We start from the raw sequence: 16,191 nt of genomic DNA, 5'->3' as shown, positions 1-16,191 counted from the left end.
GTTTTGACGAACGCATCAAGAAACTTCTAGAAGTGCAACGTGGATGGGTGAATTATTTTAAGCTAGGAAGCATCAAGTTGAAACTTAAAAAGTTAGACGAATGGCTTCGAAATAGGCTTCGTTACTGCATTTGGCACGACTGGAAGAAACCCGAACGTAAGCGTAAAAACTTAATCCGTTTAGGTATTCCTCAAGGTCAGGCATATGCATGGAGTCGAACGCGAAAAGGTGGTTGGGCTGTAGCTCAAAGTCCTATTCTTAACACAACAATTACGTTGGGTAGGTTAAGACAAAGAGGTTACATTTCCATGATAGATATTTACACTAAGGCAACCGAAAAGTAGCCAACCGCCGTATACGAGACCCGTATGTACGGTGGTGTGAGAGGCTCTCCCTGTCAGTTTTTACTGACGGGGCGGTCTACTCGATTGTGTGGCGTAATTCTTATTAATCCTGCTTTATCAGCATGATATAAATATGAAAATGATGATTCTCTTTCACGTGTAATTCTTTCATTTCTTGCACTAATGTAACTATGAAATAATTCTATCCCACCCATCACAGACAATCCTGCCATTGTATATCCCATAGGAAGATTTGCAATTTGTGTTGCTTTTCCTGCATATACTGCAATTGATGATAGTAATGTCGGAGATTTAATACTAATCAATGATTTTAAGGATTTAGCAACTGTTAGTATTCTTGCATCCTTAAAGCACTTGTTAATTTCATTTACTTCAAGTTCAATTTTCTCTGAGAATTCAATCATATGACTTTTAACTTCCTTAATTGATTCTGAGTTAGAGACCTTCTCTTCAAAATTCGAAATTTCTTGACGGAATTTCAACAATTCATCTTTTCTATCCTTTTTAAAATCTAAAATCTTCTCAAATGAAACATTTGGAGTTGGGGTCGGTAATACTTTATTTAGATTACTACTAAAACATGAAACATTATCATGTCTACTATTTGCATTAAAATTCAAAATCTCATAAGAATAGTTATCTGTCCCAATAGTTGTTGATTCAGTATCAAGCTCTGCAATATATTTTGCAAGCAGTGACATGTAAAGCAATGCTGTTTTTGGCTCAACTTTAATCCATTCAGAATTCATTGAATCACGCTCCAATAATCCTCTGTCTGCCAATGCATGTAAAACATTATGACTTACTTTATCATTATGTATGTCATAATTCTCAGGAGGTCGCATTTTAGTATTATGAATTCTATGAGAACCAGAGTAAGGAAATCGTACTCTCCCAAATTCACGGCTTTCAATAATTTCAAGAAATTCAATTTCAAAGTCGTCAATAGTATTAAATACATTCGCATTCCTAATCAAAGTATTAGGTGAAATCGGACGAAAAAAGCCTTCATCTTTTAAGAATCGCATGTTTCCATTTAATTCTATTACGGGATTATCATTGTAGTCCATAGGTACGATTGAACTAATCTCATCCCAATATATCAGTGCGTTTCTTATCCAATCTTCATTGGGAATGTTAATTGTCGGATAGTATAATATATTTCTTTTCATAAGGTTGTATTTTCAAGTTTTAGGGTGCTGTTTTTTATGCCACACAACATTGGATAAACGCAATGGCGTTTATCCCTTAAATTTTAAGAATATACGCCACATGACATGTACCCAATAGTATAAATTAATGATTCTAATTTACCACACAACTTTAAATATTCAAACCCAATTATTCACTATTCTAATTTATAATACAAATAACCTATAACATCTAACTTATTTATTTTAATTCTAAAGTTTGGTACTCAAAAAAGTAATCTATCTTATTGATTGACTATATCCTACCACACAAATGTTGATCATAAATCTTTGTGAGAGTATAGCACTCCCCATTAATTATAAACTATCGAAAATAAATTTACTAGTCGTGTTTTACACGAGTATACACGTTTAACTCGAGTATTTATTTATTATAGTGGACTGGATATTTTGGAACAGCAAGAATTTTAGTAACACAATAAAATTCTTCTATTAGGAGACTTCTTATTTTTACACTTATGTTGTTTCATTTATATTATTGATGAATTCAATATAGACGATACATGATTTATGTTTTTTCATTGCCAACTCATGAAGATTTCAATAACTTTGTGGTATGGACAACTTCACAACATCACATATTTTATTATATATCTCTATCCCTCTAATAAGTGGGTTTGTAGGATGGTTTACCAATGCGGCAGCCATTAAGATGATGTTCTACCCTGTCCAATTCTGGGGAATTAAACCTTTTGGGTGGCAGGGTATCATTCCTGCTAAATCTTTATCTATTGCTTCTAAAGCTGTAGAGTTAATTACAAGTAAACTTCTTAAAATTGAAGAGCAATTTGCTTTATTAGACCCAGATATTGTCAACGAAGAAATTAAAGATTCTGTTTCTCTTGTTACTAGAAATGCGGTCGATTTAGTGATGAGATCTGAAATGCCTAACGTTTGGGAAAAAGCTCCATTAACGGTGAGGGAAAAGATTTATGAATCAATAGAACAACGTGTGCCTAAGGTTACGGACAGAGTGTTACATGACATAGGTCAGAACATTCGAGAAATGTTAGACTTGAAAGAATTGACTCTTGATACTGTTGTAACGCACCCTGATTTATTGAATACTATTTTTTGGAAGTGTGGTAAAGATGAGTTCAAGTTTATTGAAAAGTCTGGATTAATCTTCGGTTTCCTTTTTGGCTTAATCCAAATGGTGATTGCCTACTTTTATAACCCTTGGTGGCTTTTACCTCTATTCGGAATTCTTACCGGTTACTTAACCAATTGGGTAGCGTTAAAATTAATATTCCAACCCAAAGAACCTATTTACTTTTTCGGTATGAAGTTTCAAGGGCTCTTTCTACAACGTCAGAAAACAGTGGCCTATGAATATGCCCATCTAATTACGACAAGGATACTAACTATTGAAAGAATCTTTAGGTATACTTTACGAAATACTGGTAAGGATAAGCTTTCTGAAATCTTTAAACATAGAATTTCTGAATTGGTAGACGAAACCTATGAGGAAATCAAATTGCCTATTAGTAGTTTTGTCGATGAAAAACTAACAAAAAAACACCTTGATATTATCAAAAACATTGCGCACTTTACTTTCATGTCTGAATTTCATATTTGTATAAGAGATGCTTTTCCCTACGCCGAAAAAGTCTTTGATTTACAGAATAAAATTCAACAGAAAATTGAGGATCTCCCCTACGATGATTTCGAAGGACTTCTACGCCCTGCCTTTCAAGAAGATGAATGGATACTTATTGTAGTGGGTGCCATTTTAGGTGGTTGTGCAGGTATTATTCAGTTTTTCCTTTTATTTTATTAAGCTAAAAATGTTAACAAACTTTTCTATCTCTTAACAGATGTGATCAATTTTCAAATTCTCACCTTAATAATGTTCTTTGATTAGAACCCGTTATGTTGAAATTAGGAAACAAATCCACTTATGAAGAATATACTATCACTTCTCGCTTTTCTTTTTGGTATTTATCATATCACTGCAGCCCAATGTATTTCTGGAGACTGTAATGATGGTGTTGGTAAAATGCTATATAAAAATCAAGATGTATATGAAGGAGATTGGTCAAATGGCTACCCCAATGGTAAGGGTACATTTACTTATGCCCATTCCGTTTATAAAGGTGAATTTCTAAATGGTAATTTTGAAGGCAAGGGAGAATTAAAATGGGAAGATGGTACCATCTATCAAGGTAGTTTTGAAAAAAATGAATTTGATGGTGAAGGTATTCTATTATGGGCCAATGGTTCTCGATATGAAGGCCATTTTTCTGACGGTGCTTTAAATGGCAACGGTATTTTATACTATTCTAATGGGGATGAATACCGCGGAAACTTCACAAAAGGGAAACCTCAAGGCAAAGGAGTCTACTATTATAAAGATGGACGAAAATATGTAGGTAATTTCAACAAAGGCTTTTTCAAAGGGGAAGGTACTTTAATTGAGCAAGACGGTACCTATTATACTGGTTCATTTAAAAAAGGAATGAAAAACGGTAAAGGAAAGTGGGTAAAAACAGATAAAGTGATCATTGGCTATTGGGTAAACGATCAATTAAATAAGGTTTTTTCTGAAGAAGAATTAGAAAACAATCCAGATCAAGAGAGCTAAACCATCCACACATCTCCCACTCCTTACAAAAGCATTACTTCATCATTTTATGGTAAAGACAATGTTAAGAATAAAGTTTGTTATTATTTTATAATTCTCTGTGGATCTGCTATCGAATGTTTTGATAATGAAGTTTAGGTCATGATCTTGTGTGCAACAATTTCAATATTTTATAAAACTTCTAATATGATAAATAAGCATACTTTTTTTATTGTACTCAGCAGCTTATTTGTTTTCAACTTATCACAAGCACAAGACAAAGAAGACAAATGGAATGTCAATGACCCTCAACGTACTACAAAAGAAATCAGTTTTACAACTGATGAAGGTACTTGGTTAAACCTTGACGTTAGCCCTGATGGTAAAACTATCGTATTCGACCTATTAGGTGATATTTATACGATGCCCATTTCAGGTGGAAAAGCAAAAGTTATCCGTTCAGGAATGGCTTGGGAAGTACAACCAAAATTCTCTCCCGATGGTACAAAAATCGCCTTCACTTCTGATGCTGGCGGTGGTGACAACATTTGGATGATGAATGCTGATGGATCCAATGTAAAACAAGTTACTAAAGAATCTTTTAGACTCTTAAACAACCCTACTTGGACGGAAGACAGTCAGTACATTATTGCTCGTAAACACTTTACTTTTACACGTTCTTTGGGTGCTGGAGCCATGTATATGTATCATATCTCAGGAGGCGATGGTATTGAATTGGTTCCTCGTAAAAATGAGCAACAGGATATTAACCAACCTGAATTGTCTCCTGATGGCGAACTACTTTACTTTGTAGAAGATATGTACCCTGGAGGGTTCTTCCAATACAATAAAGACCCTAATAATCAGATTTATGTTATCAAATCTTATAATAGAGAGAATGGTGAAATAAAAACGGTGGTGAGCGGCCCAGGTGGAGCTATCGGACCTAAAGTTTCTCATGATGGTAAGAAACTATCTTTTATAAGAAGAGTAAGAACAAAATCAGTTTTATACATTCATGATTTTGAAACCAATTCTCAGAAACCACTTTTTGATCAATTAGAAAAAGACCAGCAAGAAGCTTGGGCTATCTTTGGTCCATCTCCTAAATATGCTTGGACACCAGACGACCAACATATTATTATTTGGGGTAAAGGAGGTAAAATCTGGAAAGTCGATACCACTACCGGAAAAGGCGAAATCATTCCTTTTGAAGCAGAGGTAAATCAAAAAGTCTCAGAAGCTTTACGTTTTAAACACGAAGTAGCACCAAGTGATTTCAAAGCCAAAGCTTTAAGAAATGTCACTACTTCTAAAGATGGAAAAACGATCTATTTCCATGCCGCCGGTTATTTATACAGTAAGAAGTTACCTAAAGGGAAACCTCAACGTCTAACATCACAAAATACAGCTTTTGAATACGAGCCTAGCTTATCTCCTAAAGGGGATAAAATGATTTATGTGACTTGGAATGATCAAGAAAAAGGACATATCATCATTAGAGATATCAAATCAAAAAAAGAACAACTACTCGATTTACCTAAAGGGATTTACAGAAGACCACAGTTTTCTCCTGATGGCCAATCAATTGTATTTGTAAAAGAAAGTGGTAACAATCAGCAAGGGTATGTATATACAGGTGAAGCCGGTATTTATGTAGTTCAGTTAGATGATTTATCCAATAGCAAAAGAATTAGTGAGAATGGAGATTTCCCAAGATTTAACCCAGAGGGAGATCGTGTTTTCTTCCAATCGGGAGGATTCTTCTTCGGATCATTAAAGAAAGCATTCAAAAGTGTAGACTTAAACGGTCAAGATTTAAAAACACATTTCACTACAAAATACACCAATCAATTTGTACCCTCGCCGGATAACAAATGGATTGCTTTTACAGAGTTGTTTAAAGTGTACATCGCTCCTATGCCATTAACAGGCAAGCCAATAGATTTGTCGTCTTCTACGAAAGCCGTACCCGTGGCACAAGTAGCTAGAGATGCAGGTTATAATATCCATTGGTCAGACGATAGTCAATCTTTACATTGGTCGTTAGGCGATGAATATTATACTACTAATTTGGCCAATAGCTTTGAGTTTGTGGAAGGTAAGAAACCCGTTGAGCCTCTATCTGAAGGGGTTGAAATTGGATTAACTTTGGCTTCTTCTAAACCAAGTACTTCTATCCTATTAAAAAATGCTCGTATCATTACAGTCAATCAAAAAGATGATGTATTGGAAGGTACTGACATTTTAATCAAAGAAAATAAAATTGTCGAAATCGGTAAAAACTTATCGGTTAATAAAGATGTTGAAATCATCGACTGTACAGGTAAAACAATTATGCCGGGTATTGTTGATGCACACGCTCACCTTGGTGCTTTCCGTTTAGGACTATCAGCGCAACAAAATTGGCCTTACTACGCTAACTTGGCTTATGGGGTAACTACTACTCATGATCCTTCAGCAAATTCTGAAATGGTATTCAATCAATCAGAAATGGTAAGAACAGGTGCAATGGTAGGACCAAGAATTTATTCTACAGGAGTGATCTTATATGGAGCTGATGGAGATTTTAAAGCAAAAATTAATTCTCTTGAAGATGCTCGATCTGCCATTCGTAGAACTAAGGCTTGGGGAGCGATTTCGGTTAAATCGTACAATCAACCAAGAAGAGATCAACGTCAGCAGGTAATTAAAGCCGCAGAAGAAAATGAGATCATGGTTGTTCCTGAAGGAGGATCCACTTTCTATCATAATATGTCTATGATTTTGGATGGTCATACAGGTATCGAACATAATATACCTGTTACCCCAGTATTTAATGACGTTCAAGAACTTTGGTCGCAAACTAATGTAGGCTATACTCCTACTTTAATTGTGAACTACGGTGGTGTGAATGGTGAATATTATTGGTACCAACACACTAACGTTTGGGAGAAAGAAACACTACTCAATTTTACTCCAAGAGCAATTATTGACAGTCGCTCAAGACATAGAACTATGGTTCCTGAAGAAGAGTATGAAATTGGTCACATTGCTACTTCAGCATCGGCTAAAATGCTTTCTGATAAAGGAGTGAAAGTTAACCTTGGTGCACATGGTCAAATACAAGGTATTGGTGCACATTGGGAATTATGGATGTTAGCTCAAGGTGGAATGACTTCTATGGAAGCTATTCGTTCTGCTACCTATAATGGTGCGCATTACTTAGGACTTGATGACGACATTGGATCTTTAGAAAAAGGAAAATTAGCCGATCTAATTATCCTTGATAAAAACCCATTGGAAGACATTCGTCACTCAGAAAGTATCCATCAAGTAATGATCAATGGAGTAGTTTACGATTCTAAAACAATGAATGAAGCTTTACCTAACGGTAAGGAAAGAAAGAAATTCTATTGGGAAGAAGAAGGCTATAATCCTCAGTTTGAATGGCACGAACAAACCAATAATTTTACAGTTCCGAAGTGTGGATGTAGTTTACACTAATAAAATATTGTACTATTATAAGAAGCCTATGGGATATCTCATAGGCTTTTTTAATTTAAAGTTATGACCATTTCTAATCACCTATGAAAAAGACCTATTTCATATTATTGATTCTTTACATCACTAACTATACCTATGCCCAAAATGAATTAGAGGATGAAGTAGGTGAAACTGTTGGTATTTGGGAAATCCAAAACGGAGCATTAAAAACAAACAATTCTTATAATGATGACAAAGGAACTGTTTACTGGAATTATTTCACAACAGTACTCCCTAATGATCTCATCAATAAATATGTCGTGAGATTTAGATTGTACACAGACGGCATACAAGAAGATCTAGGCGGATTTAACTCTATGGATGAATCCAATAAACATTGGACGGTAGAATTTGATGTGGCTGATATGGATTTCAGTAATCAAGACCCTTTATACATTCAGGAGTATCAGCATACTTTAATCCACGAATTTGGCCATCTGATTTGTTTAAATGCCTCTCAGATGCAACCCTCAGATGATGAATACCAAGACGATTCCAAAGGCTACCTCACTTCTGAAGGATATGCAATTAAAGGAAGTTATTTAGATAAGTATATCACTGCTTTTTGGCCGATTGATCTCTTAAACAAATGGGATAAAATTGATGCTATAAAAAGTCAAAACAGAAAGGGTAAGAAATTAGTCGATTTCTATTTTGATCATGAGGAAGACTTTGTAAGTGATTATGCTTGTGAAAGTCCGGAAGAAGATTTTGCAGAATCTTGGACCTTCTTTATTTTGGATGATATTAACGTACCTACTAATCTAAAAGAAGATAAAGTTATTTTCTTTCATCAATTTCCTGAGTTAGTAGAATACAGAAAAAAAATTAGAGCAAAATTGAAGATATTACCACCCAATTATCTGAAAACTTATATGGCCAATCAAGATTAAAAATGAAAGGGTCAACTTCTATTATTGAAGTTGACCCTTTCATTTTATATTGTATAGAGACCTGTTGCTCAATAACTGACCTAAGCTTTAGTCAACTTCACTCACCTCTTTAAAAATTCACGTTGTAGCTTTCCTCAGACGACGAAAACTTCACCGTCACCTCACGAGAACATTCGGTTCCAAAATCTATATTGGCTAATAAATCTTCGTCTGCAACATTAAACGAATAATCTATTGAACCACTTAATGGAATACCATTATAAGAATACTCACACTCACTAGTCAGCAGCAAAGGTGTTATGATTTGCGTATTGTATGATCTATTATCATTTAATACGCCTGCAGTTACTCCAGCTCTTTCTACCGTCCAGTTAAAAGACTGAGAGGCTACATTATATTGAATGAAGGTTTCAGTACCCCAACGTCCTTCTCTATTTGTGATTTTATTGTTGTCTTTAAAATCAATTGTCCCAAAAATTAAGTTGACCGTTTCACTTCTTTCAATCGTAAATTGTGTGAGGTCTTCACTAAAATATTGTTTCTGATTGCCTTCAATAATTTTTTCACCATTATAGGTATTTCCATTGATGGTAAGATCATTATATTTTACAATTCTATTCACCTTACTCGCTTCTGTATTATAAAGGGTGACTAATTCACCATCATAATTATTATTCCATTCGTCTGTATAATCAGTGAATGTATACGTGTAGGTTAATCCATCCTTCACCAACTCAAAGCCTTCTTTAGTTTGAATAGTAGTTCTTTGATTTTTCAAAGTCTCTCCAAACTCATCAGAAATTAATAATTGATTTAATGCCCTTTCATCATTATTTTGAATATTATTATAATTCAATAATTGTTTCACCTCTTGATTCGGTATAGAAGATTCATCGTCTAACCCATCATTTTCTAGACTACAAGAAAAAGAAAAGAGGAAGAAGAAAAAGGACAACAGTAGTTTGTATATTTTCATATTAAAAAAAATCGTTCATACAAAAATAACAATTAACTCTTATTATTAGACAATAAAATCTTCAACTATTTCAATTTTTCTTCAATTTTCCCATTTGGATAGACTGCAAATCGTCCTTTTGATTTATCATGTACCTTTTCTTTCGCTTCCCAAGGCCAACCTCCAAATTCTGTTCTTTGATAATCATTAAATGCTTCTTGAAGTTCTTCCTTGGTATTCATCACAAAAGGACCATGTTGTGCCACAGCCTCATTGATCGGTTTCCCTTGTAAGATTAAGAAGTAAGCTTCCGAAGAATTTGTTCTTAGCGTAATCTCTTCTGTTTCGTTGACATGAATACATGAATTTTCATTGATCAATTGATCTTCGACTTGTACCTCATCTCCTCTATAAAAATACACTGTTCTATTTGTTCCTTCTTCTGTTGCAGGTAATTGATAAGTAGTATTTGCTTTTAAATGTATTTTCCAGACTGCTACATTATGCTCTGAGTTACTCGCCCAAGAATCTTTTGTAGTGCCGACACCTATTGTTTCTTTGTAATTACCTGCAATTACTTTAATACTCACCTGATCGTTATTTTCTTTAATCAACGGAATATCCTCAGACCATAACATACGGTAATCAGGATCTACCATTTTACTTTTTGCAGGTAGATTTAACCAAATCTGAAATAACTCTAATGGATTATCATTGTCTGTTGAAAGCAAAGGAAACATTTCTGAATGTTGTACTCCTTTCCCTGCCGTCATCCATTGAACATCGCCATTGCCAAAACGACCATAAGCACCAAGAGAATCAGAATGATCCGCAAAACCTTCTTCTACTACTGTAATCGTTTCAAATCCTCTATGAGGATGATAAGGAAAACCGGGTATTTTTCTACCATGATACATGCTCCAACCATCTTTACTAGAAAAATCGCTTCCAATATTTCGACCTTCTAATGAAGCTGAAATACTCATATCTTCATTCCCTTTCGGATAAATTTCTTTGTGATGTGCCGTAAATAAAAATGGATCTAATGTGGGCCATTGTGCTCCTATTGTCACTATTTGATGTATCTTTTTCATGATTTGTCATAATTGTTTAAACAAATTTATGTATTTTATTTGTTTAAACAAATATTGTATTAGAAAAATTAATCAATGAAAAGTTATTTACTTTTTATACTTATCATTTAATCCAACACCGTTTAATATCATAGGCTTAATCTTTTCAATTCTTGATATTTTTGTGGTATCTCTTTTAGCTGATGTAATATATTCAGCAAACTCTTTTCGTTTACCTGGAGTAAATGAATTGAAAGCCTCATCTAATAAAGGATCTTCTTTTAAAGTCAATTCAAGTACCTCTGGAAGTGAAAATGAAGTTATTTTTCTACTCATCACCACTTCTCTCCCTTCTTTTTGATTTTTAATTGCTTCATCTACATAACTCATAATTAATTCCTTAGCAGATTGTAATTCTTCAAAATCATGAAAACGCCACTGTCTTAGTCCTTTCGTTTTTCCTTCTTGTGCATTGAATAAGACTTTATCTGTATCCTTTAAAAGTGCCCCATGATGAAACCAAAGTCCTACATAATTTTTGAAAGCAGCCATTCCAATTACATTCTTTCCGTTAATCATATAAATTGGAGCTCCCCATTTTACACCTTCTTCTAACTCAGTATTCCGTAATAATTGTCGAAGAAAGTCTAAGGCATTCCCCCACTGATCTGACCCGTTGATATAGGCATCAACTGTTTTAAATCCTTTCATAGTGTTTTCTAAAATAAAAAAAGCCTCCACAAACTAATGTGGAGGCTAAATATATCAATTTTATTGATTATTTCGTTTTCTCGGCAACCCAATTCTTAGCATTTACAAATGCTTCGATCCATGGAGAAACTTCGTCGTTTCTTTCTGGGTAATGTGGCCAGTTCCAAGGGAAGATTGCTCTTTCCAAGTGAGGCATCATTACTAAGTGTCTACCATCTTCTGAAGCTAAAGCTGCTGTATTGTATGCAGAACCGTTAGGATTAGCAGGATATGTTTCATATCCATATTTACCTACAATATTATACTTTTCTTCAGCATAAGGAAGATCGAATTTACCTTCACCGTGAGCTACCCAAACGCCTAAACGAGTATTTGATAATGACTTCAACATTACCGAGTTATTTTCTGGGATTTGCATGTTTACAAAACCAGACTCGAATTTGTGAGAGTTATTATGTAACATCTTCGGATTTTGGTCATGTCCTTTTGTTACAAGACCTAATTCAATCATTAACTGACAACCATTACAAACACCTAATGACAATGTATCTTCTCTTGCGTAGAAGTTGTCCAATGCTTGTTTCGCTTTTTCGTTGTAAAGGAAAGCACCTGCCCATCCTTTAGCAGAACCTAAAACGTCTGAGTTAGAGAATCCACCTACGAAAACAATAAAGTTAACATCAGAAAGATCTTCTCTACCAGCAATAAGGTCAGTCATATGAACGTCCTTCACGTCAAATCCAGCTAAGTGCATAGAGTAAGCCATTTCTCTATCACCATTCACCCCTTTTTCACGGATGATTGCTGCTTTAACACCTGATCTTTCTTTACGGTCAGCATCAATTCCATAAGCAGAAAGTTGACCTGTAAAGTTTTCAGGGTAAGTGTAATGTAATGGTGTGATCTTATAAGACTCATAACGTTCAGTAGCACATTCAGCACCTGCCTGTTGTCTGTCTAATAAATAAGATGTTTTCATCCATACATCACGAAGTTCTTCTGTATTAAATTCTAAAGTAGTTTCTTGGAACTTCACTGTAGTTGCATCGCCTTCTACTGCCGTACCGATTACTTTATAATTTACTCCAGCTTCATCTAATTTAGAATAAGCTCTTTCGTCTTCTACTTGGAAGATAACCGATGGAGTTTCAGAGAACAAGATATTTACTAAACCTTCTTGAGAAAGCTCAGAGATATCTACGTTATAAGCTACACCTTTTGAAGCAAATGTCATTTCTAATAAAGCAGTAATTAAACCACCTGCAGAAACGTCATGACCAGAAACAATTCTTCCTTGCTTGATCAAAGTTTGAATTGCTTCAAAACCTTTGGCGAAATAGTTCGCATCTTGAACAGATGAAACTCTTTTACCTACTTTATTTAAAATTTGTGCTAATGAAGAACCGCCTAATGCATATCCATCTTTAGCCAAATCAACATAAATTAATTTCTTACCAACTTTTGCTACTGGCTCAACTACTTGCTTTAAATCAGATACCTCACCTACAGAAGAAATAATTACTGTACCTGGAGAATATACTTTCTCATCGCCGTATTTTTGCGTCATAGAAAGTGAATCTTTACCTGTTGGGATATTCACTCCTAATTGAATAGCAAAGTCTGAACAAGCTTCAACTGCTCTATATAAACGAGCGTCTTCACCTTCATTTTTACAAGGCCACATCCAGTTAGCAGAAAGTGAAACTGATTTTAAACCACCTTCTAATGGTGCCCAAACCAAGTTTGTTAATGCTTCAGAGATAGCATTTCTTGAACCTGCAGCAGGATCAATTAAAGCAGCAACTGGAGCGTGTCCAATTGAAGTAGCAATACCTGCCTTACCTCTGTAATCACAAGCCATCACTGAAACGTTGTTCAATGGTAACTGTAATTCACCAGCTGTTTGTTGTTTAGCAACACGCCCTGTTACAGAACGGTCTACTTTGTTTGTTAACCAATCTTTAGATGCTACAGCTTCTAACTGAAGAACATCATTTAAATACTCATGTACCTTAACTGCATCAGCTTCTACTTGAGAGAAGTTAGGGTCAATAGTCGTATCTTTTAAGATGGTTTTAGGAGCACTACCAAACATTAAGTCCAATGGCATATCGATTGGTGCCTCTCCTGTTTTTGAATCTTTAAAAGTAAATTGCATATCGCCTGTTGTCTCACCTACAACGTAGAATGGAGAACGTTCACGCTCTGCAACTTTCTGTAAAGTATCAATATGTTTTTCATTGATAACTAATCCCATTCTTTCTTGAGACTCGTTACCACAAATTTCTTTTGCTGATAAAGTTGGATCACCTACTGGTAATTTATCCAAATCAATTCTACCACCTGTTTCTTCAACAAGTTCAGATAAACAGTTCAAGTGTCCACCTGCACCGTGATCGTGAATTGAAACAATTGGGTTCTCCTCTGATTCTGCCATTGCACGTACAGCATTGTACACACGCTTCTGCATTTCAGGGTTAGAACGTTGAATAGCGTTTAACTCAATAGAATTAGAGAACTCGCCAGTAGCCACTGAAGAAACAGCGCCACCGCCCATTCCAATTCTATAGTTATCACCACCCATGACAACCACTTTATCTCCCTTTGCAGGTTTATTTTTTAAAGCGTCTCTTTTCTTAGCGTAACCAACACCACCAGCAAGCATAATCACCTTATCGAAACCATGTTTCTTGTCAGATTCTTCGTGCTCGAAAGTTAATACTGATCCTGCGATTAGAGGCATACCGAATTTGTTACCAAAATCAGATGCTCCATTAGAAGCTTTAATTAAGATTTCCATTGGTGTTTGATACAACCAAGGACGTTCTTTCATTCCATCCTCCCACTTTCTATCTTTATCAAGACGAGAGTAAGAAGTCATATATACTGCTGTACCAGCTAAAGGCATAGAACCTGTACCACCGGCTACACGGTCACGAATTTCACCACCAGAACCTGTTGCAGCACCATTAAATGGCTCTACAGTTGTTGGGAAATTATGTGTTTCTGCTTTTAATGAAATTACAGATTCGTAATCTGAAGTTTCGAAGTAATCTGGTTTATCCTGAGTTTTTGGAGCAAATTGCTCTGCTTTAGGTCCTTGGATAAAAGCTACATTATCAGAATAAGCCGACACTATATTATCAGGTGCTTCTTGAGAAGTCTTTTTGATTAACTTGAATAAAGAAGTTGGTTTTTCTTCTCCATCAATTTCAAAAATACCATTAAAGATTTTATGGCGACAGTGTTCTGAATTTACCTGAGCAAATCCATACACTTCTGAATCAGTTAGTTTTCTGTCAAGTTTTTCACTTACTTCTTTTAAGTAAGTTACTTCCTCTTCACTTAATGCTAAACCTTCCTCAGCGTTATAAGCAGCTATATCATCAATTAATTGAATAGGTTCTGGCGACACATCAATTGTGTAGATCGAACCATCCAATCCTTCATAAAGTGCTTGCAACATTGGGTCGAATTCAGCGGCTTTTTCCGATTCAACTTGAAGAAATTCTTCAATACGGATCAAACCTTCAATACCCATGTTTTGAGTGATTTCCACAGCGTTAGTACTCCAAGGAGTCAACATTTCTTTACGTGGACCAATAAACCATCCTTCTAGTGAATTTTGCTCAAGAATTTGAGCATTTCCGAATAACCAAGATAGTTTTTCAAGATTATCTTGAGTTAATGCCTTACCGGCGTGTACTGCGAATACATTGTCTGTATTGCCTCGAAAAAAGAGTACCATTGTGCGTATATGATTTCAACTGCTTGAATATGCCCCCAAAAGTAAGGTTAATTTTATTATTTCTTCATATTTAATTCAAAAACATCCTTAAAAAATAAGTTAATGTGATTTATCTGTTATAAAAAAAAAGAATAAGTCCTTGATTTTTACCTCAAGACACTCATTCCTATCAAGTTCTTAATACATGCAAATAATTAATAATGAATCACTTAATCCATCACTACCTCTATGGTTGAAATATCTCTAGCGATTTCGGAGTCAATTATTTCGGTTATTTTAAATTTTCCGTTGAGATCTTTGATATTATGTAAATGATTAGATGAATAGCTTTTCTTATGGACTACATTGTCATCATTATCTTTCCAATTAAAATTAATAATAGAGTTATCATTATTATTAAACATGATCTTACCCTGAAGTTCTAATGCTGATTTTTTCTCAAAGACTTTAACTACTTTACTAGTAAGGTGAAAAAAGTGCCCTTCTTGGTTATCCTCACTAAAATATTGTACATCTGGATTTATTTTACTGAAATTCTGAGTGACTTCAGCTGAATAAGGAACCGATACTGTAGGTACCATATCGAATAGCGTCAGATAGGCTAATGAAGTAAATATTACTGCCCCAAAAGAACATGCTACTAATAGTGTTTTAATTGATTCTCTTTCAATAATTTTTCGTTGCCTTGCCTCTTTCTTTAAAGAACTTAGTAGTTGTAATGACTTTTCGTCTAATGGATTTATTTCTAAAACTTTATTTGCGAAATGAATGGCTTGTTCCCTATCTGTTTTCCTTTCTTCTTCGTAATATTTATTAGCATAGCATGAAGCCGTCAGAAAAAAGCATTTACTGTCAAATGGATTGATGGTAAGTGCTTGATCCAATTCGTATATAGAATCGTCCCAATTTTTATATTTATGGTATCCGATAGCTCTAGCTAAATGAGAAGAAAATAAATCTTGCATTCTCACCCAATCCAAATCAGTCAAGCCCATTTCAAGAGCCATAGACTTTAAATCTGCTTGAGTAACTTTGTTCGAATTACTTTCTTTTATTTCGTAGAGTCTTTCGATAAACCTAGACAAATGATCTTTGGTGGGCAACGTTTTCATACTGTAGTAGTTGGGTATTCTTATTATACTTAAGA

At 34.8% G+C, this 16,191-nt stretch carries 11 protein-coding genes; 5 read left to right on the top strand and 6 right to left on the bottom strand.

Translation table 11 applies throughout. The features are described from left to right. Positions 1-344 (top strand): group II intron maturase-specific domain-containing protein (locus NH26_RS03045; RefSeq protein ID WP_317040941.1); only part of this gene is annotated, 344 nt, incomplete at its 5' end. 53 nt (positions 345-397) lie between these two features. On the opposite strand, the gene NH26_RS03040 is transcribed toward NH26_RS03045, so the two are convergent. Then, the gene (locus tag NH26_RS03040; protein WP_158021873.1) at positions 398-1,393 is read right to left on the bottom strand and encodes a DUF6236 family protein; all 996 of its coding nucleotides are present in this window, start codon (positions 1,391-1,393) and stop codon (positions 398-400) included. A 739-nt stretch (positions 1,394-2,132) separates the two neighbouring features. On the opposite strand from NH26_RS03040, the gene NH26_RS03035 reads away from it, so the two are divergent. The 4 genes from NH26_RS03035 (at position 2,133) to NH26_RS03020 (ending at position 8,557) form a co-directional block, all read left to right on the top strand. Further along, positions 2,133-3,356 carry a DUF445 domain-containing protein gene (locus NH26_RS03035; protein ID WP_044228913.1) on the top strand — a complete coding sequence of 408 codons (1,224 nt, stop codon included), beginning with the start codon at positions 2,133-2,135 and terminating at the stop codon, positions 3,354-3,356. Between the two features lie 120 nt (positions 3,357-3,476). After that, on the top strand, positions 3,477-4,160 hold the full coding sequence (locus NH26_RS03030; protein ID WP_052432298.1) for an MORN repeat-containing protein: 684 nt from the start codon (positions 3,477-3,479) through the stop codon (positions 4,158-4,160). 186 nt (positions 4,161-4,346) lie between these two features. Next, the gene (locus NH26_RS03025) at positions 4,347-7,625 is read left to right on the top strand and encodes an amidohydrolase family protein (protein ID WP_044228909.1); all 3,279 of its coding nucleotides are present in this window, start codon (positions 4,347-4,349) and stop codon (positions 7,623-7,625) included. Between the two features lie 83 nt (positions 7,626-7,708). Further along, positions 7,709-8,557 (top strand): putative zinc-binding metallopeptidase, encoded by an 849-nt coding sequence (locus NH26_RS03020; RefSeq protein WP_044228904.1) that lies wholly within the window; start codon positions 7,709-7,711, stop codon positions 8,555-8,557. A 109-nt stretch (positions 8,558-8,666) separates the two neighbouring features. Here the strand turns inward: NH26_RS03020 and NH26_RS03015 are convergent, their stop codons facing one another. The 5 genes from NH26_RS03015 to NH26_RS02995 all read right to left on the bottom strand — a co-directional run bounded on the left by NH26_RS03015 (position 8,667) and on the right by NH26_RS02995 (position 16,156). Next, positions 8,667-9,533, bottom strand: coding sequence for a hypothetical protein (locus NH26_RS03015; protein WP_044228901.1), 867 nt, complete (start codon positions 9,531-9,533; stop codon positions 8,667-8,669). 65 nt (positions 9,534-9,598) lie between these two features. Beyond that, positions 9,599-10,606 carry a pirin family protein gene (locus tag NH26_RS03010; protein WP_044228896.1) on the bottom strand — a complete coding sequence of 336 codons (1,008 nt, stop codon included), beginning with the start codon at positions 10,604-10,606 and terminating at the stop codon, positions 9,599-9,601. A gap of 87 nt (positions 10,607-10,693) precedes the next feature. Beyond that, a complete protein-coding gene (locus NH26_RS03005) occupies positions 10,694-11,296 on the bottom strand; it encodes a YdeI/OmpD-associated family protein (protein WP_044228892.1) in 603 nt (200 codons plus the stop codon). A gap of 67 nt (positions 11,297-11,363) precedes the next feature. Next, positions 11,364-15,044: a phosphoribosylformylglycinamidine synthase gene (gene purL / locus NH26_RS03000; protein ID WP_044228889.1), complete on the bottom strand. Its 3,681-nt coding sequence runs from the start codon at positions 15,042-15,044 to the stop codon at positions 11,364-11,366. A 209-nt stretch (positions 15,045-15,253) separates the two neighbouring features. Further along, positions 15,254-16,156, bottom strand: a complete 903-nt coding sequence (locus NH26_RS02995) for a hypothetical protein (protein ID WP_044228886.1) — start codon at positions 16,154-16,156, stop codon at positions 15,254-15,256. Positions 16,157-16,191 lie beyond the last annotated feature (35 nt).

The sequence above is a fragment of the Flammeovirga pacifica genome, from assembly GCF_000807855.2.
Lineage (GTDB): Bacteria > Bacteroidota > Bacteroidia > Cytophagales > Flammeovirgaceae > Flammeovirga > Flammeovirga pacifica.
Note: the sequence above shows the minus strand (reverse complement) of the source record. Positions and strands in the feature narration are given on the sequence as shown.

Bases quoted from the DNA above. Each gene is read 5' to 3' on its own strand.
- NH26_RS03040 (WP_158021873.1), bottom strand. From the start codon at position 1,393: ATGCGATTCTTAAAAGATGAAGGCTTTTTTCGTCCGATTTCACCTAAT.
- NH26_RS03035 (WP_044228913.1), top strand. From the start codon at position 2,133: ATGGACAACTTCACAACATCACATATTTTATTATATATCTCTATCCCT.
- NH26_RS03030 (WP_052432298.1), top strand. From the start codon at position 3,477: ATGAAGAATATACTATCACTTCTCGCTTTTCTTTTTGGTATTTATCAT.
- NH26_RS03025 (WP_044228909.1), top strand. From the start codon at position 4,347: ATGATAAATAAGCATACTTTTTTTATTGTACTCAGCAGCTTATTTGTT.
- NH26_RS03020 (WP_044228904.1), top strand. From the start codon at position 7,709: ATGAAAAAGACCTATTTCATATTATTGATTCTTTACATCACTAACTAT.
- NH26_RS03015 (WP_044228901.1), bottom strand. From the start codon at position 9,533: ATGAAAATATACAAACTACTGTTGTCCTTTTTCTTCTTCCTCTTTTCT.
- NH26_RS03010 (WP_044228896.1), bottom strand. From the start codon at position 10,606: ATGAAAAAGATACATCAAATAGTGACAATAGGAGCACAATGGCCCACA.
- NH26_RS03005 (WP_044228892.1), bottom strand. From the start codon at position 11,296: ATGAAAGGATTTAAAACAGTTGATGCCTATATCAACGGGTCAGATCAG.
- purL (WP_044228889.1), bottom strand. From the start codon at position 15,044: ATGGTACTCTTTTTTCGAGGCAATACAGACAATGTATTCGCAGTACAC.
- NH26_RS02995 (WP_044228886.1), bottom strand. From the start codon at position 16,156: ATGAAAACGTTGCCCACCAAAGATCATTTGTCTAGGTTTATCGAAAGA.